Annotated in this window: 16 protein-coding genes; 4 read left to right on the plus strand and 12 right to left on the minus strand. The window is 50.1% G+C overall.

Annotated elements, in window-relative coordinates:
- The first annotated feature begins 131 nt into the window (after window positions 1-131).
- Window positions 132-1,067 carry a CAP domain-containing protein gene (locus tag PCH05_RS27230; protein ID WP_246049421.1) on the plus strand — a complete coding sequence of 312 codons (936 nt, stop codon included), beginning with the start codon at window positions 132-134 and terminating at the stop codon, window positions 1,065-1,067.
- Between the two features lie 59 nt (window positions 1,068-1,126).
- Here PCH05_RS27230 and PCH05_RS08675 read toward each other — a convergent pair whose 3' ends face one another.
- The 6 genes from PCH05_RS08675 to PCH05_RS08700 all read right to left on the minus strand — a co-directional run bounded on the left by PCH05_RS08675 (window position 1,127) and on the right by PCH05_RS08700 (window position 7,817).
- Entirely contained in the window at window positions 1,127-1,594 is a 468-nt protein-coding gene (locus PCH05_RS08675) for a GNAT family N-acetyltransferase (RefSeq protein ID WP_127601987.1), read from the minus strand.
- A 215-nt stretch (window positions 1,595-1,809) separates the two neighbouring features.
- Complete coding sequence (locus PCH05_RS08680) at window positions 1,810-2,949, minus strand: toxic anion resistance protein (protein WP_127601988.1); 1,140 nt, start codon at window positions 2,947-2,949, stop codon at window positions 1,810-1,812.
- 51 nt (window positions 2,950-3,000) lie between these two features.
- Window positions 3,001-4,689 (minus strand): vWA domain-containing protein, encoded by a 1,689-nt coding sequence (locus PCH05_RS08685; protein WP_127601989.1) that lies wholly within the window; start codon window positions 4,687-4,689, stop codon window positions 3,001-3,003.
- A 12-nt stretch (window positions 4,690-4,701) separates the two neighbouring features.
- Window positions 4,702-5,433, minus strand: coding sequence for a hypothetical protein (locus tag PCH05_RS08690; protein ID WP_127601990.1), 732 nt, complete (start codon window positions 5,431-5,433; stop codon window positions 4,702-4,704).
- A gap of 401 nt (window positions 5,434-5,834) precedes the next feature.
- Window positions 5,835-7,175: a copper amine oxidase N-terminal domain-containing protein gene (locus tag PCH05_RS08695; RefSeq protein WP_164766584.1), complete on the minus strand. Its 1,341-nt coding sequence runs from the start codon at window positions 7,173-7,175 to the stop codon at window positions 5,835-5,837.
- A gap of 72 nt (window positions 7,176-7,247) precedes the next feature.
- Window positions 7,248-7,817, minus strand: a complete 570-nt coding sequence (locus PCH05_RS08700) for a GNAT family N-acetyltransferase (protein WP_127601992.1) — start codon at window positions 7,815-7,817, stop codon at window positions 7,248-7,250.
- 281 nt (window positions 7,818-8,098) lie between these two features.
- Between PCH05_RS08700 and PCH05_RS08705 the strand changes: the two genes are divergently transcribed.
- A complete protein-coding gene (locus tag PCH05_RS08705; protein WP_127601993.1) occupies window positions 8,099-9,835 on the plus strand; it encodes an ABC transporter ATP-binding protein in 1,737 nt (578 codons plus the stop codon).
- A gap of 96 nt (window positions 9,836-9,931) precedes the next feature.
- Here the strand turns inward: PCH05_RS08705 and PCH05_RS08710 are convergent, their stop codons facing one another.
- The gene (locus tag PCH05_RS08710) at window positions 9,932-10,777 is read right to left on the minus strand and encodes a helix-turn-helix transcriptional regulator (RefSeq protein ID WP_127601994.1); all 846 of its coding nucleotides are present in this window, start codon (window positions 10,775-10,777) and stop codon (window positions 9,932-9,934) included.
- Window positions 10,778-10,898: 121 nt separating this feature from the next.
- Between PCH05_RS08710 and PCH05_RS08715 the strand changes: the two genes are divergently transcribed.
- Window positions 10,899-11,894, plus strand: a complete 996-nt coding sequence (locus PCH05_RS08715; RefSeq protein WP_127601995.1) for a Gfo/Idh/MocA family protein — start codon at window positions 10,899-10,901, stop codon at window positions 11,892-11,894.
- A 24-nt stretch (window positions 11,895-11,918) separates the two neighbouring features.
- Window positions 11,919-12,860, plus strand: a complete 942-nt coding sequence (locus PCH05_RS08720) for an aldo/keto reductase (protein ID WP_127601996.1) — start codon at window positions 11,919-11,921, stop codon at window positions 12,858-12,860.
- A gap of 73 nt (window positions 12,861-12,933) precedes the next feature.
- Here the strand turns inward: PCH05_RS08720 and PCH05_RS08725 are convergent, their stop codons facing one another.
- From PCH05_RS08725 to PCH05_RS08745, 5 genes are all read right to left on the minus strand, one after another.
- On the minus strand, window positions 12,934-14,607 hold the full coding sequence (locus PCH05_RS08725; RefSeq protein WP_218030517.1) for a ribonuclease J: 1,674 nt from the start codon (window positions 14,605-14,607) through the stop codon (window positions 12,934-12,936).
- A 92-nt stretch (window positions 14,608-14,699) separates the two neighbouring features.
- On the minus strand, window positions 14,700-16,139 hold the full coding sequence (locus tag PCH05_RS08730) for an LTA synthase family protein (protein WP_164766585.1): 1,440 nt from the start codon (window positions 16,137-16,139) through the stop codon (window positions 14,700-14,702).
- Window positions 16,140-16,318: 179 nt separating this feature from the next.
- A complete protein-coding gene (locus PCH05_RS08735) occupies window positions 16,319-16,603 on the minus strand; it encodes a hypothetical protein (RefSeq protein ID WP_127601999.1) in 285 nt (94 codons plus the stop codon).
- Window positions 16,604-16,740: 137 nt separating this feature from the next.
- The gene (locus PCH05_RS08740) at window positions 16,741-17,394 is read right to left on the minus strand and encodes a deoxynucleoside kinase (protein WP_127602000.1); all 654 of its coding nucleotides are present in this window, start codon (window positions 17,392-17,394) and stop codon (window positions 16,741-16,743) included.
- A complete protein-coding gene (locus tag PCH05_RS08745) occupies window positions 17,391-18,014 on the minus strand; it encodes a deoxynucleoside kinase (protein WP_127602001.1) in 624 nt (207 codons plus the stop codon). Before PCH05_RS08745 ends, PCH05_RS08740 begins: the two co-directional genes overlap by 4 nt.
- Window positions 18,015-18,171: the final 157 nt, after the last annotated feature.

Genomic DNA, 18,171 nt, shown 5'->3' on the forward strand with positions numbered 1-18,171 from the left:
ATAAAAAATCACGCTCTTGGCATAAGGGGTAATTTCCATTAAATGGGGATAAATATCTCTGAAAAGAGGACAAGCCGATGTGATTCCGATGGACGGAATAATTCGGCGCACTGCGGGAAAAGTTAAATCCGGTGGCTACACTAATTTCGCAGATCGAGGTGACCAAATACATGATCAAATACATCATGCTTTCGGCATTGATTCTGGCTGGAGGCTGTACCGCAAACCACACCGTCACACCGAAGCAAGTTAATCCGGAACCGACAAGATTATCAACGTATACGCATACGCAAACACCGGATCATATGCGGCCGCAGGTCCATGCCAGAACAGGTGAACCGATCCGTTCTCACTCCCAGGCACGCGCATCGATCGTAACCCAAGCTTCGTCCACCTCTACTTCTTGGATGAAAGGTTCAACCCTTTCCGCAAAAAGCACTCAGGACGGAATTCCTTCCGAGCTGCTTGACTTGCTTCAAGGCGCAGCCGGCAACCGTGCTGCCGGACAAGGACAGATGCCGACCGGGACTACAGGAGGAAAGACTCCGACGACAGGGACGGGAACTGCAGACCAAACCGGACAAACCAATCAGACGGGCCAGAATGCAGGGACAAATCAAAATACACAGGCAGGTCAAAATACGCAAACTGGTCAAAACACGCAAACCGGGCAGAATAACCAGTCCGGCAGCAAAGATTCCTCCCAATTCGCCCAGCAAGTACTGGATCTGGTAAACCAGGAACGTTCCAAGGCAGGTCTAGGCTCCCTTAACATGGACGATCAATTATCCAATATGGCTATGGCCAAGGCCAAGGATATGTATGACAACAATTACTTCGATCATAACTCGCCGACACACGGATCACCGTTCGATATGATGAAGGAGTACGGTATCACCTACAATTCGGCTGGTGAAAACATAGCCAAAGGGCAAACCACACCGTCTCAGGTCATGAAGGATTGGATGAACAGTCCGGGACATAAAGCCAATATCCTGAACAAAAGCTATTCGCATATAGGCATTGCCTTTTATAACAATGAATGGGTACAGGAATTCACCGGCTGATGCTGGTAAGTATTTCGAACGAAGAAGGCGATCCCCATCAGGATCGCCTTCTTCGTTTTCTATTGATGGGGCTCCAATTCCAGCGTCATAAATACACTGTATGGATCTGGGATATAGTCGGCAAAAGGCTCGCAGTATTGAAATCCGAAGCTGGCATAAAGCCTTCTCGCAGGTTCAAAGGCATGCATTGAACCCGTTTCCAGACTCAATCGCCGGAATCCTCTGTGCTTGGCCTCTTCGGTGATGTGCTCCAGAATCCTCCTGGCCACTCCCTTTCGCAGATGGGCCGAGGAGGTTCGCATGGATTTGATCTCACCGTGCTGTTCGCCCAGATCCTTGAGGGCTCCGCAGCCAAGCAGCTCTCCCTCCTCCCAAGCAGACCAGAACGTGATTTCCGGTTGTCTCAGCTTATCCAAATTTAAGGCATGTGTACTTTCCGGGGGCGATAACTCCGCCAAATTGTTCGTATGCTCGCTTATCAAAAGCGCCACTTCCGGTCCAGTCAAATCATCAAGCCTAATTTCCATTAGCCACTCGCTCCTTATTTTTGTTATCCCACGCTTATTGAGGTTCGATTGAATCACTTCATGTTATATAAATTAACACAATAATATTTTCATGTCCTCACACGGTTTGTAAGGCCGCTCAAGCCATACTTGATCAAGCTTGAAGATCAAAAAAAACTCCCTGTACCTTCAGCTTAAAGGCAGGGAGTTTGTAACCTTGTTTTCGTTGAATCGCATTACAATCCGAGCTTGTGCCCTCTTTCCAGACGCTGTATCTCCTTCTCACCGCTGTCCGCCATTTCCCGGAACTGATTGATCGTATCGCGCATTTTCGGCAGCGCTTCCTGTTTATACGTGCTGATCGAATCCAAAGCCGAAAGAACATCTGAAAAGGCCTGCTTCATCGTGTCTACCGATATGCTCGCTTCCAGCGCCTGCTTCTGGATCTCGGCGCCTTGATTTTTGAGCATTCTCGATGTGCTAGCGATGAGTTCATTGGTCGTTTGGTTGAGCAGCTCGATTTTCTTCAACACGATCTTCTGATTGTACAGCGCGCTGGCCACCGTTACGGCGATCTTCAAGGCAGACACCGTAACGTTTTTCGCACGGTCTACGCCCCGGATCAGCTCTTTATTGTTGCGGATGACGACCTCGATCGCCATAATCCCCTGCTGGTTAACGACCAGCATCTGCTGCAAATCCATGACCCGTTGGCGGAGCGGGAACAACACCTCTTCGGTGATAAACCGAATTTTGTCGGGATCCTCATTGCGTGCCTTAGCCGACTCAACCTGTGCCTCGATCGACTGGTCCATCAAGCCGCCGAGCTGAATTTCCTTCTGCAGCTTCTTCGTCAAATCGCGGAGCGTCTGCTGTTCGATTTCAAGCGTCGTATTGTCGTTCTTCAACGTCTGCTTTCCTTTATCCAGCGAGATCACGATGTCCGCTATAACGCCGTCCGCCTTCTCGAATCGCAGGAAGTAGGCGCGCAGCGGATTGAAGAGCTTTCCGAGCAGGCCCGTTTTCGCAAAATCAATGACGCTCGGGTCCAAATCCCGCAGCTGTGTATGCAGTTCCGCAAGGCCTTTGGCGACGTCTCCGCCTTCATCTCCCGTTTTGGACAGCTTGCCGACGGACACCTGAAGCAGCGCGTTTTTGTCCGAGGACATTTTCATCGTGTTCAAACCGAAAGCGTCGATGGACTGCAAAATTTCCTTTCTTTTGTCCAGCGATTCGATGTCGAGCTCCATAATGGCCGCCACATTGGAATCGGCCAGCTCCTGCAGCTTGGCGACTTCCTCCGGGACGGGCTTAACTTCCTCCTCGATTGCGGCTTTAATCTCTTCCGGGCTTGCGATTTCCATCGAAAATGACATGGTATTCCCCCTACAAGTTATAATTACTGATTTCATTCCTATGAATATTTGTTACATTTGAACGTTAAACAAATTTCCGATTTTGTAGACGACATCATCCGTGTCTGCATTGATGCTGGCTGCTTCATTAATGCTCGAGATGTTTTGGAGCGCCTTGATATTCGCGTTGTAGCCGATGGTATAGATCGGCACCTTATAGGCCTCAATCAAGCTCTTGATGTCTTTTAACGTATGCCCTTCATTCGTCTCCCCGTCGCTCAGCACGAAAATAAGCGGTTTGCTGGACGGATTGGCAGTCATCTCCTCCTGGAGCATTTTCAATGCGACCACGATGGCATCGAACGTCGCGGTGCCGCCGCTGGCCTGGAGACTGTCGACCGCGCCCACGAACATGGATTGCTGGTTGGTGTCGTATTTTCCGATCGGCAGATTGATGGTAACGTCGCTCGAATAGGATACCAGGCCGATGCTGTTATCTCTTCCTAAAAACTTTTGGCCCTTGAGCAAAGACTCTTTCAAGCGGTTCAGCGGTTCACCTGCCATGCTGCCGGAGACGTCGGTGACAAACACGGCCGCGATCGGTTTATTGCCGTTTTTCTTTTCCTTCCAAATCTTCTGGGCAGCAATCAGGACATCTCCGTCGACGGGGGTCATTTCGGATTTATAATCCTCCAGTCCGTTGAATCCCTTGTCTTGAGCCGCTTTTTGATAGGTATCCTGTGCAGCGAAGTCCGCAAACTTCTTGATGATGTCCTGTTTGTTCTGGGGGAGATCTCCCAGCGCATATAACGGGCTGTCATGACGGACGCCAAAAGGAGTAAATACATATCCTCCCTTCAAATCCGCTGTATTGACGAATGTCTGGTATTCCAATACAAATCCGTCCAGCATGCCCGACTTCGCCGCTTCGCGCATTTGAATCGTGGTCGAAGCTGTGAACGGCACGTTGGCCTGGAAGTTCTCGAAGCCCTTCACCGCTTTGTCCCCAAGAATGTTGGAGCTGTCAAACGTGTTCAGCGCCGTGATAAGGAAATTCAGGCCCGTCGAGCTTGCGAACGGATCGGTGTAACCCATGGAGAATTCATTGCCCGCTATCGCTTCGGTCACTGTTTTGACGTTGACGGAGCCATATTTCTGCACCAATGCGTCATATTTGGACTTGGAGAGGACGATGCCCGGCACGTTCCCCACGAGCCGTTTGGACACAAGCTTGGCTTTCACGCCGCTCGCCTTGATCATTTCGCCCCATAGCTCATTGGAAGGGGTAATGGCGTCAGGTATGTATTTGCCGGATTTAATGTAATCCACGCCGGTACCGGAGGCGATATTGCGGATTTTCACGGAAGCCGGTTTGCCGTTTACCACGATATTGGCCTTATTGAAGGCTTCTGCGGTTTCCGTGAGCCAGCCGTCCACGCCGGTGCCGCCCTTTTCCGGAGACGAAAAGATTTCCACGTAGTTATTCGTCGTATTGTTCACGGTGATCGGATATTTGGATATATCCGGCAGCGTTTCCCCCACATCGGCCGGATTGAGATCGATTTGCCCTTTGATCGGCGTATCGGTTCTCACGGAAATGTTCGAGTAGAGCTTATTCAACCGCTTGGCGGCATCCTGCGCGGTAATTTGCGGCTTAGTTTTACCAAGATTGGACGTCAAGTTAACACCGACATAGACAAGAACGAATACGACCACAAGAATAATGCCGGAAATCAGAAGAAACTTGCTTTTTCTTGCCATTCATTGCACCTCTCACTGTTTATAAAATTTGGTCTGCTTGATCAAAGAATCGATTTCCTGCATGCACGGCATCTGGTCAATGTCGCCGGGCTCGAAACTATCCAAACGGGAAATTTCCAGCAGCAGCTTATCGAGCTTCAACAATATTTCCTCGTTTGTGCCAAGCGAGTTTTTCATGAAAGTAATATACTCCCCGTACACCCTTCTCTTTTCCTGTAAAAGCTCGCTGGAGAACTTGCCCGTCTTTTGGCTCATGACGCTTTTGTACTCCGACTCGTCGAAGACGTTCAGCCGGTTCAGGATGCTGCGGACGTTCAGATAAAACAATTTCTCCACCTCGTACGTCACCGAGTCGAATTTCTTGTAGCTAAGCTCGGCAGGGTCGAACCTCTGATTCAGGACATTCAGCAAGGTGGCTTTTTTCTTCCGGAGTCGTTCCAGCTGCTCCAGCGCCAGGTTGATGTCTTCCTCCAGCGTTTTCATGTGTCTGTAGCGCTGCAAAGCCTCCACGTAGTCTTCGTGTGTCTTAACCTCCCGGACGGGCCGGACAACGGGCGGTTTAAACAGCCACGCGTAGCATCCGTACAAAATGATCAGCGCGCTCGCCGCAAGCAATGTCACTCCAAATGCCGTTTGGAGCGCTCCTCCTCCGATTTCGACCCCGATGAATCCGGGTGAGAGTACAAGGACATTCAGGATCAGCACGCCGACGATCAGTCCTGTGAATTTTATGTATTTGATCATGTTCAATATGTGTTCCCCCTCTTTCGTTCAGCAGGAATCCTGGATGCAAACCGGCTATGCAATGATGGAAAATATTTGAACATATCTTCATGATTGAAATATGTTTACGCAGCATCAAGCATTCGGTTTCATTTCATCGCTTCGACACGGCCCTATGTATCCTTCAAGAATGACCTTGATCAGTATGCCTTCCCCTCCCGTAAACTTGCTTTATTCGTACGCATTTTCCTGCTAAGTAAATATCTGTAACATGAAAATTGTACCATATGTCCGGAGAAGACGTGACCTAAAAAATTCAGAAAATCGTATTTTTTACGGGAATAATCAGTTGGCTATTCACCATGGACTCAAAAACAAAAAAAGCCGCAATCATGCGGCTTTTTCCCTTTGCTAACTCGGCTTTAAGGTTCTTCGATTTCTTCCCATTCCTTCGTGAACAGGTCCAGCTTGATCCATATCTTTGTCTTATCCTTCAGGACGGCACCGTAAATATAACCATCCCCATATCCCCCGCCGATCCATGACTTGCTCGCAGGAACGAGTCCATAGCTCTGAAGAATCGGACCCGCCAGCTTCAGCAGCTCTTCCTGATAGACGTTGCCGTTCCAAATAGCCTTCAGGTTAGGGGCGTTATCGATGATGAGATTCGTTTGGGGTCCGCCTGAAGTCGCGTCATATACTGTACCCGTGCGGCCGTTTACTTTGTATACGACACCCTCTGCCTTCGAGTCCGAAGGGACGGAAATGAAAGAGTAAATATTGCCCTCTTTGCTCATGCTCCAGTCTTTAACGCCCATTTTCTCCGCCATAAGCTGCTTGATGGCTTGCTCTCCCGACAGGAATACCGGTAGCTCGGCGACCACCTCTTCGGTATTTACATCAACGGGGTTCTTCCCTTCGTAGAGCGTTTTTCCAGCTGTGTCATAGATACCATAACGAACCTGGCCCGTGATCCAAGATTCCCTAAAGAAATCGATACGCCCCTTGAAAACAGGAGCAACTCCCCAGCTTTCACCCATAACGGGTATCTGGATCGGAAGCTCACCCGAAAGATTCTTATTCCCCGCATCCACGCGGGCTTCGAAGGTTCCCCAGGCGGCCCCGTTCCTGATTTCAAAATATCGGGCGATTCCCCGGTCAATATACATAAATCGGTCTCTCTCACCGGAGCGGAAGTAGTATGTTCCGCCGCCTCCCTCTTCCTTCGCCATCAATGAATCATGCAAAGTAATGCGCGGCAGACGGATTGCTGCATTCCGAGCCTTGGCGAGATCGGCGCCGTGCAGCGCTTCCGTTAATTTTTCATCGCTTTTATACATCACGACGGTTTGCGACGGCGCATCCCACAGCACTTGCGCATGAAGGCTGCCTGCGATAAAACGGAAAGGAACATAGAGCGTCCCGTCCTTCATCGCCGGCGGCGCATCAAGCGGGGTCTTTTGGCCATCGACATAGGCAATGCTACTTCCAGCCTGCAATTTCAACTGTTTTTGTGACACGGGATCGGTCATCATAACCGTCTTGTCGGCAGCATTCCAACTCACTTCGGCATCGGATATCAGGGCTACGGTGCGAAGAGGTACCATCGTATGGTTGTTCATGATGACGGGATGCTGTCCTTCAACGTTAACACCGTTCAAATTCAAGCGGACTTCCTGATTACCCGAAGCATGAGCCGCCTGAACGGATAGGATAGCAAACATTAGAATCGTGCAGCTCGCATGGATGAATTTCTTTTTCATCATATTCCTCCACAAGAATGTTCTCATGCTTAAGACGTTATAAACGCGGGAAAGTTCTATTTTCTTCCAAAACTATTTTTCATGAAGTAAGCTACCCTCAATAATGGCTCTCAGCCCGGTATCCTTCAAACGCTCCGCGATGTCACTCCATCTGTCTGCGTGACTTTCATGCGAAATGACAGGTACGAAGCCGAGTCTGAGATATGTAATAATGGCGGGAATACGAAAATCATCGGTGTTCAGCAGCGCTTTAGTTCTTCCTTCCTTTTGCATGTGAATTAATGCCGCGTGCGTAACGAATTGCCCAAGTCCCTGCCCGGCATAAGCATTTCTGGCACCGACCATATGTAAGTAGCCGGTATCGTTCCCCAGCTTGGGATGATGCCAGGCAGAGGCGGTAGCTGCCGGATCGCCATCCTTCCATACGATTAGAATCCGCTCCGGCTTGTACGCTGCATCCTTTTTCATAAATTCTTCAAAGGAAAACTCGGTTTGAAAAGATTCGCCGATAATGGTCTCCCATGCCTGCTCATCGCCGGGACGAAATGCGGAAAGCTGATAGAGACCCATCCCCGTCAAGGAAGGCAGCTTTGTCAAATCCTCATGCGTCATGACAAGCTGTGGTAGGTTCGGTTCATTCATAAAGATAACCCCCTGCGAAAAATAGAATGTTTGAATCCCAAAAGAATATACGTTCACGTTCTTTCATGTCAATATCATAAAACTGTTGTGGTAAAAAACAATTTAAATCATGGTATCGATTTCAAACTGAGGTAATATAAAAGTGTTAAACGCAGATGACTGCGAACCAAAAAAACGAGGAAATGGGTGTTTCGGATGAAAAAACGATGCTGGCTGCCGCAACGGATTTAATCTGGAGGGCTACCCTGCGTTAACCCTCCAACACATGGAGGTCAATATCATTGAAATCACGTACCCGAAAGTTTTTTTCTTATTATAAGCCTTACAGGAGGCTCTTGTTGACGGATTTGGCTTGTGCGGTAATCGTCTCCGCCATCACCCTGATCCTGCCCCTTTGCGTGCGGTATATTACCGTCAACGTGCTCGATGGCCATCCTTCTGACGCATTAACCCAAATCTACCGGATCGGTGCGCTCATGCTCGTGCTGGTTCTCATCCACACGTTTTGCGACATGTATATCGGCTATAAAGGCCATGTGATGGGCGCCATGATGGAGAGCGATATGCGAAGGGAGCTGTTCGAGCACTATCAGAAGCTGTCGTTCCGCTTTTATGACGAGCAAAAAACGGGTCAATTAATGACCCGGACCACGAACGATATTTTGTCGCTCACCGAATTATATCACCATGGGCCGGAAGATCTCCTGATTTCGCTGCTAAAGTTTGCGGGCGCTTTTGTTATCCTGATCAACATCAATGCAAAGCTTGCCTTGATCGTTTTTCTCTTCCTGCCCGTGATGGCGCTGCACGCCTTTTATTTCAACCGGAAGATGAACACAGCGCTGAGAAAAAGCAAAGACCGGATCGGCGATATAAACGCCCAAGTCGAAGACTCTCTGGCCGGAATCCGGGTCGTCAAGTCGTTCACGTATGAACAGGTCGAGGTGCGCAAGTTTGCCCGTGCAAACGAACGGTTTGTCCAAAGCCGCAAGGAAGCCTATAAAAGCGAAACCTATTTCGCAGAAGGCATGTCAGCCTTCACGAATTTGATCACGATTGCAGTCATCGTGTTTGGCGGAGCGGCGATCGTGAATGCTTCCCTTGCGCTTGCCGACCTGCTTACCTTCTTTCTGTGCATCGGGATACTGATCGAGCCCATCCAGCGGCTGGTGAATTTCGCAAGACTATACCAAGAGGGAATTACCGGGTTCGACCGGTTTATGGAGATGCTGGAGACCGCCCCCGAGATCGTGGACTCGGAAGATGCGATCGAGTTGACGCATGCCGAAGGGAGCATCGAATTCCGGAACGTCAGTTTTAAATACAAGGATGAATACGATTTCGTGCTTCAAGATCTCGTACTGGATATCAAAGCCGGTGAATATGTTGCGCTCGTAGGTCCCTCCGGTGTCGGGAAAACGACGTTATGCTCGCTCATCCCGCGTTTCTATGAGGCTTCAGCCGGGAACATTCTGATCGGCGGAATTCCAATCGTGGACATCAGCCAGCGATCGCTCCGGCAAAACATCGGCATCGTCCAGCAGGATGTATACTTGTTCGCGGGCAGCGTCAAGGAGAATATCCGTTACGGGAGAATGGATGCAACCGAGGAAGAAGTGGTGGAGGCGGCCAAAATGGCCTATGCCCATGACTTTATCATGAGTTTACCGGATGGTTATGACACGGATATCGGACAGCGCGGCGTGAAGCTATCCGGCGGGCAAAAGCAAAGGCTCAGCATCGCCCGCGTATTCTTGAAAAATCCGTCCATCCTCATATTTGACGAGGCCACAAGCGCTCTGGATCAAGAAAGCGAAAAATCCGTTCAGCATTCGCTGGAAAGCCTGAAAGAAAACCGTACCACGATTGTCATTGCTCACCGCTTATCCACCGTGCGCAGCGCACACCGCATTATCGTGTTGTCGGAGAACGGAATCGGCGAGCAAGGGACGCATGACGAGTTGCTTATGCAGGGCGGTACGTATGCCAAATTATATAGCATGCAGCTCATGCCGTAAGATCAAACTCGCATCAAAGCCCGGATGACGATAACAAAAGCATGAGCAGCAGCCCTTGCCGCTCATGCTTTTTTGTCATGCTCGCGTCCCAGCCCGCTAGCTTTTGTGGACGCCGTACAGCTGCCGGTAAGCTGTAGGCGTCATTCCCTCGTGCTCCATGAATCTTTTATTGAAATAGCTCACGCTCGGATACCCGGCTTCCTCCGCGATCCGCCCTACGGACGTCTCCGTGCGTTCCAAAAGCCATTGTTTCGCTGCCTGAAGCCGGCAACGCGTAATGAATTCCACCGGCGTCATTTCCGTGACGCTGCGGAACAGCTTGCAGAAATAATAGCTGCTGACGCCCAGCTTCTCCGACCAATCCTCCAGCCGGAACGGCTTCACCGCCTCCTGCTGCATAACAGGCAGCAGCTCCAGAATCCTGCTGTTGGATGTGGTGAACTTGCTGCCTGTCAACGGGGAAGCTTGCTCCACGAACACGCTGATTAAGGCGTAGGTCAACGTCGACAGTTGAATGGGCCGCAGCATCCGGTACTCTTCCGCTTCCTGCAGCAGCGCTTCATGCGCCTGCTCGAATACGTCCTTCTGGCGCACCGTCCATAGCAGACTCGCATTAAACCCCCGATCGACCAAATAATGCTGCAAACCGCTTCCGTAAAAATGAAACCACCGGACATCCCACGGATCATCTTCGCTGCTGTAATATCTTTGCTGATGCATCGGAAAATAGAGTACCGCCTCGCCGGAACGCAGCTCATGAATGACATTGTCGATTTCAACGTAACCCTTGCCTGCCGCCACGTAATGAATATTGAAGTTGTTCATGGCTCCCGCTTTCCGGGAAACGCTGTGCTCCGGATCATTTTGATAAATACCGACGGATTCGGGGAAGCAGAAGTAAGGCATTTGCGGAAGTGTAAGCAGATGGATTTGTCTTTTCATCATGACTCCTTAATGACAATTTTGTTTTAATGCAACGCAAAATAATATCATTTTAATTTTAAATTCGATCTTTTATAATCGCAATATCATCATAAAAGAACTTAAGGAGATGATCAACTTCATGAGCCGAAAATTAAAATGGGGCATCCTTGGCTGCGCCAGCATCGCCAAGAGATCCGTCATCCCAGGCATTCAATCATCCGAAATGAATGAAGTCGCCGCCATTGCAAGCCGAAACAAGGAGAAGGCGCAGCAGACGGCGGATCAGCTAGGCATACCGAAGGCTTACGGAAGCTATGAAGAACTGCTTGAAGATCCGTCGATCGACGTGGTATACATCCCGCTTCCGAACCATCTTCACAAGGAATGGACCATTCGTGCCGCTGAGGCGGGCAAGCATATTCTCTGTGAAAAGCCGCTTGCCTTGAACGCCGCAGAGGCGGAGGACATGGCTGCTGCCGCCGAAGCGGCGGGCGTTCATTTGCTGGAGGCATTCATGTATCGTTACCATCCCCGTTATGATGCGATCAAGGACCTGATGGAGTCGGGAGCCATCGGCGATATCAGAGGCCTTCGCGGGGTGTTTACATTCAACAATGCGGGAGATACGGCAAACGTGCGTTACCGCAAGGACTGGGGCGGCGGCTCCATTTATGATGTCGGATGTTATCCGATTCATGCCGCCCGGCTGTTGCTCGGCAAAGAGCCTAACGCGGTGACGGTAAACGCGTTTTTCTCTCCGGAGCATGACGACGTGGACATGATGGCCGCAGGATTAATCGAATTCGGTGACGTCTCCTTGTCGTTTGATTGCGGCATGTGGGCGGCTTCCCGCAATCCGCTGGAAATTCTGGGTACCGACGGCATCATCGAGATACCTTCCGCCTTCGTTACACCGACGGAGGGCAGCGGCAACTTCTTTATTACCGCGCATGGCGAGAGAAAAGAGATTCACGTACAGCATGTCAACGCTTACACGGAACAGGCGGATCAGCTTGCGAGAGCGATTCGTAACGAGGCTCCCCTCCGCTTCGACGTTCAGGATGCCGTTCGCAATATGAAAGTGATCGATGCTTGTTTGTTGTCCGCCAGGGAACACACGCGCGTGGTTCTTTAATACATCTGACAGGAGGTTTCGAATATGAAATATATAACAGTTCCCGGATTAAGTAAGCCTGTGTCCCGGCTGATGAAGGGTTCGGACTATTTTTATCATGATTCCTATGAAAAAGCGGCCGCGAATCTGGATGCCTTCATGGCCATCGGCGGCAACTCTATCGATTCTGCCCATATCTATTGCGGGGGTCAAAGCGAGGAAGTCATCGGCCGCTATATGAAGGAACGGAACAACCGCGATCAGCTTGTCATTCTCACGAAAGGCGCCCATCACGACCAGAACGGGCCCAGAGTCAGCGAACGGGATATTCGTCATGATCTGATGACAAGCCTCGAGCGGCTACAAACGGATTTCATCGATCTTTATGCCCTGCACCGCGACGACCCCAACGTGCCTGCGGGGGAAGTCATTGAGATATTGAACGAATACGTCAAAGCAGGCAAGGTGGGAGCCATCGGCGTATCCAACTGGAGCTGGAAGCGCATTCGGGAAGCGAATGACTATGCAGGCATGAAAGGCTTGACCGGATTCACGTTCAGCAGCCCTAACCTGAGCCTTGCCAAGGCCAACGAACCTTTCTGGGCCGGCTGCGTTTCCGCGGATGCCGAGACATGCGCCTGGCATGAAAAGGAGCAGTTTCCGCTGTTCTCCTGGTCCTCACAGGCCAGAGGATTTTTCACAGGCAGATTCACGCCGGAAGTTCGCGACAACGCGGATCTGGTTCGCGTATTCTACAGCGACGATAATTGGGAAAGACTTGAACGGGCCAAGCAATTGGCGGCATCCAAACAAGTCACGGCCATACAAATTGCCCTTGCTTACGTGCTGAATCAGCCGTTTCCGACCTGCGCGCTGATCGGCGCTCAATCCGCGGATGAACTGCGCTCCTGCGACGAAGGCGCGACGATTTCGCTCACCCGCGAGGAGCTGGATTGGCTCGACCTAACATCGGACACGTTGGATTAATGACGATTGGACATGTCAAAAAACCATAATCGGCAAACGTGCCGGTTATGGTTTTTGGTTTTTGCCAAGCTTGCTATATCTCAATAATAATCGGTAATATCATGGGTCTCCGCTTCGTCTGTTTGTATATGAATTGGCCGACCTGATCTTTCAAGGTTTGTTTAATCAGGTTCCATTGGGTCGTTTTCGTCTCCATTAAGTCATTCATGGCTGAATTGACGATCTCCAGAATATCCTTCATCAGCTCTTCGGAGTCTTTTACATAAACGAACCCCCGTGAGATCACTTCCGGAGGTGCCATCATATGCCCTTCCGTTTTGCTCAGCGTCGTCACGATGATCAGCATGCCGTCCGAAGACAGCAATCTGCGGTCGCGGAGCACGATATTGCCTACATCCCCGATCCCCAACCCATCTACGAGGCTGTTGCCAGAATGGATCTTCGGTCCAAGAGCCACGTTCCCCTGCTTGATCTCAACCGTATCTCCGTTCTGGATGATGAATACATGCTCCGGCATAACCCCCACCGATTCGGCCAGTTGGCGGTGCTGATAGAGCATCCGGAACTCCCCGTGAACGGGTATCAGGTATTCCGGCTTCATCAGGGTCAGCATGAGCTTGAGCTCCTCCTGGCTGCCATGGCCGGATACGTGCATGCCTGAAGCCGTGCCTTTTCCGTAAATGACGCGGGCGCCGAGCACGTACAAATTATCGATCATCTGTGCTAAATTCCGCTCATTGCCCGGAATAGCTCCTGCGGCAATAATGACCGTATCCCCCGGCAATATTTCGACATGGGGATGCCGGGAACTGGCTAAACGCGAAAGCGCCGCCATGGGTTCGCCTTGGCTTCCCGTGCATAACACAGCGATTTTGTCAGACGGGAAGCGCTCCGTTTCTTCCGGTCCGATCACCAGATCGTCGGGGAAGCTCAAGTATCCCAGCTCCTTGGCCATCGTTACCACATTGATCATGCTCCGCCCGAGCAGCACCAGCTTCCGCCCGGTTTCCAACGCAGCGTCGATGATTTGCTGAACCCGGTTGACGTTCGAAGCAAACGTAGAGATAAACACCTGCTGCCTGGCGGCTGCGAATGCGTCAAAAATATGTTCACCCACCATACGCTCCGAAGGCGTGAATCCCGGTCTTTCGGCATTCGTACTCTCGGAGATCAGGACTTTGACGCCCTGCATCCCGATTTCAGCCATGCGATGCAGATCGGGAAACGGTCCTTTCACGGGGGACATATCGAATTTAAAATCACCGGTATGAACCACATTGCCTTCCGGAGTGGCAAAACGAATGCCCAGGCAGTCCGGAATACTGTGAACGGTCGTAAAAAAGGTAGCCTGTATCTTTCCAGCATCCACCTGGGAATCCGCCGTAATGATATGAAGCTTGGCACCCCGAAGAAGACCATGCTCCCTCAATTTGATTTCGATCAGCCCGATCGTGAGCTTCGCCCCATACACCGGTACATTCAGCTGTTTTAAAAAGTACGGGATGCCTCCAATATGATCCTCATGCCCATGGGTAACGATAAGTGCTCTGACTTTATCCCTGTTTTCAAGCAAATAGGAAATATCGGGAACAATCAAGTCGATGCCGGGCAGGCTTTCATCCGGAAATTTCGACCCGCAGTCAATCACCACGATATCATTGCCATATTGCACCATGTACATATTTTTACCGATCTCGTTCACGCCGCCCAGTGCGGCTATCAGCAATTTATTCTCTGCAAGGTTCAACCTTAAGTAACCTCCTTGGGATAAGATGTAAGATCTTCCGCTACATATAGTATTGATTGTCCCCTGGAAGCTTATGCGGATGGTCTTTTCCATCATAAAGCCGGGATACCTTTTCCCTTTTTTTCCGGCCTGGAGGTCTGCCTTTCGGGGAGCAGCTTTACATACCGGTCCGACAGCTTCATCCATTGCATAATGTAGTCGTATTCCAGCTTATAACGATTGATATCCTTGACCGGCTCCAATGTCCGGATTGACGTTGCTTTCCCGTCCGCAAACCCTTTTTTCCCGGGAACAAACAGGACATCATCATTGACGAAGGTGCCTGTTGGCGAGTAATAACGCATCCCGATCACATTGTGATCAATATTGCACAGATCATGTCCGAACATCGGAGCTCCTTTGCCTGGCCGGATCCCCATAATATTCGCAATCGTCGGCATAATATCGATCTGTCCCCCCGTTTGCTCGATCCGTTGCCCTGCTTGCTGCCCTGGCAGATGGATGATAAGCGGCACATTAAACGTGCTAATCCGCTCGTGATAGGGAACTCCCGCCACCTTTGCGATTTCATCGGCCTTGTGATATTTGGGATGAAGCCCGAAATGATCTCCGTACACAACGAAGACGCTCTGATCCCATAACCCTGTTTCCTTAAGCTTCGCGATAAAGGTCCCCAGCGCATAATCCGCATAATGGATGGAGGTCAAATAATCCCCCAGTCTTTTGTCATGCATTCCCGGCGGCAGCTTCAGCTTTCTGCTGGATTTAGGAATGGTAAAGGGAGCATGGCTGGAAACGGTGATGAACTGGGAATAAAATTTTTGCCCGCGCCAATGCATTGTTTTCATCTGTTCTACGCCCACCCTAAAGAGCTCTTCATCCGAAGCCCCGAAGCGATTGAATTTTTCCGGACGGTAATAAGGACGATCGTAATACTTCCCGAAGCCCAAAGCCGGATACATCTCGCTTCGATTCCAAAAGCTCACATCGTTCACATGGAACGTGTTCGCCGTGTACCCCTTCGCCTGCATCATCCTGCCCAGAGCGGGGATGGCCCGGCTGCCGTATTTCTCCGACATCGCCGCTTTGCCAACCGGATATATGGAGGAGTTCATCGTGAACTCCGCGTCTGACGTATTGCCGATGCCGATTTGTTGGAAAATATGCGGAAAGTATAAGCTCTCCCTGGACAGCGCATTCAGCACCGGGGTGATGGGCTCGCCTTGAACTGATGCATGGATGGCGAAATTTTGAAAGGACTCGAGCTGGACGACGATCAGGTGCTTGCCTTTTCCTGCTCCTGCGTAAGCTTTTTTTCTTCCCGCTTTTTCATGGAACGGGAAAAACGCGTTCAACTGATTGCGCGCATTCACGACCGCCCCGGTTGCTTCCGTGGTTTGAACATGTAGCCGTTGACGGGATTCTCGTGATGGAGCACGGTCCTTCTGGTTCCATATAAGCATAGCGAACACGACTCCGGCAGCAAGGACGAGAATGATCATCGCAAATCTGCGGGTTTTCATAATGTGCATGGCATTCCTCCGGAAGAACTTGGTCTTTGTTATGCTGTCCGCTACGATGGTTTGTATTCCGATTTTCAACTCGATTCCCGATGTCCCAAGCCTCATCTCCCGGAAAATCAAAAAAACGCCGAAAAGAATTTCGGCGCGCGTCGAAGTCGCATCAATGAAACGAAGATATGTATGGAGGCTCAGAACACATTGATATAGAACACAGGGCCGCCAATGCCCAGCACCCAAAGCAGAGGCATCAGATTGAGGATCGCAGCCGCCCGAGCTTTGCGCTTGTGAAACACCCACGCCATAATCGAGCTTGCGATCGCAACAAGCGGATACACGCCGATGATAGTCACCAAAAGGATCGCCCCCGCACTGACGCCGCTATCGAACGCCATGAACGATATTCCCCAAATAAACAGCCATGGGATGATAAATAGCAAATAAATGATTTGGCTGATGATCAAATAAGTCTTCATGAATCTCCCCCGAGATTAGGATTAGAATCTTGCTACTACGTCATTTTATACCATAAGAGATGCGCTCGTTCCCAGCTTTATTTTAATAAAAGATCAAAAAAAGAGAGAGCACCATCGATGGCGCTCCCGCTCTTTCCTTATCTATTCGCAACGGGCGGAGTAATGATCTTCCCTACCCGCTCCAAAATGCCCGACATCGATTGGGGATCATGGACGTCATAGTCGTCAATATTCAAACGAAGCACGGGACAAGCGTGAAACTCATGAATCCAATTCGAATAACGCTCATGCATATGCTCCCAGTACGAAACATCCGTCTGAATCTCCATTTCGCGTCCGCGCTCCTTGATCCGGTTCAGAATGGAAGGCAGGCTGCCTTCAATATAGATCAGGACATCCGGATGCGGAAAATAAGGCGTCATCACCATCGCTTCGAACAGGCTGGTATACGTCTCATAATCAGTTTTGGACATCGTGCCTTGGTCCGCATGCATTTTAGCGAAAATTCCGGTATCCTCGTAGATCGAACGATCTTGGACAAAGCCTCCGCCCAGCTCAAAAATCTTTTTCTGCTCCTTAAAGCGCTCTGCCAGAAAATAGATTTGCAAGTGAAAGCTCCAGCGCTCAAAATCATGATAGAACTTTTCCAGATACGGATTATGATCCACCTGCTCCAGGGATGTTTTGAACCTGAGCTGCTGCGCGAGCGCCGCAGTCAAGGTGGATTTGCCGACGCCGACTGTACCTGCGACCGTGATGACGGCATGATCCGGGATGTGATATTGGTTCATATCATAAGCTCCTTTATTTGAGAAGAAATTTCTTCGTAATGTTCCTGATTCTCAACAAAATCAACGGCATTTCCGTCAATCGTGATGATGTGCGGCTTGGAGGGGCTATCCGCTAGCGCTGCCATGGCGGCATCGTAATCTTCGATCAACTGCTGCAGATACCCCTGATCGATCCCTTCCTCGAAAGCCCGTCCCCGTTTGGCAATCCGCTTCAGCAGCGTGTTGAGATCTGCCTTAATGTATATAATCAGGTTCGGTTTCGGCAGGTCATCGGTCAGGACATGATAAATTTGCCTGTATTTGTCCCGCTCGATGCCTTTCAACGTTCTTTCGCTAAAAATCAAATTTTTATAAATGTGGTAGTCCGAAACGACCGGCTTGCCTTTTTCCGTAAATTCGTTCGCCGTTTCTTTAAGCTGTTTGTACCGATTGCAGAGAAAGAACATTTCCAACTGGAAGCTCCAGTCATCCATGCTCTGATAGAATTTATCGATGAACGGATTCTCCTCCACAATCTCTTTGACGATCGGCAGCTGCAGTTCGTCCGCTAGCATCGTGGCCAGCGTTGTTTTTCCTGCTCCGATCGGGCCTTCCACGGCAATGAATGGCGCATGCTTCATATGATGCTGATTTCCTCCCCCGGTGCCAACCCAATAAATAGAACTAAAGAAAGCGCAGACCCCTGTGAATGCAAGGATAGCTTTAGTTCGTTGTATATCAAAAAACAGACTTTCCTATTGTATCACCTGCACTGTATTTCTCATAGATGCTTTATGA

This window comes from Paenibacillus chibensis, assembly GCF_004001045.1.
Lineage (GTDB): Bacteria > Bacillota > Bacilli > Paenibacillales > Paenibacillaceae > Paenibacillus_AQ > Paenibacillus_AQ chibensis.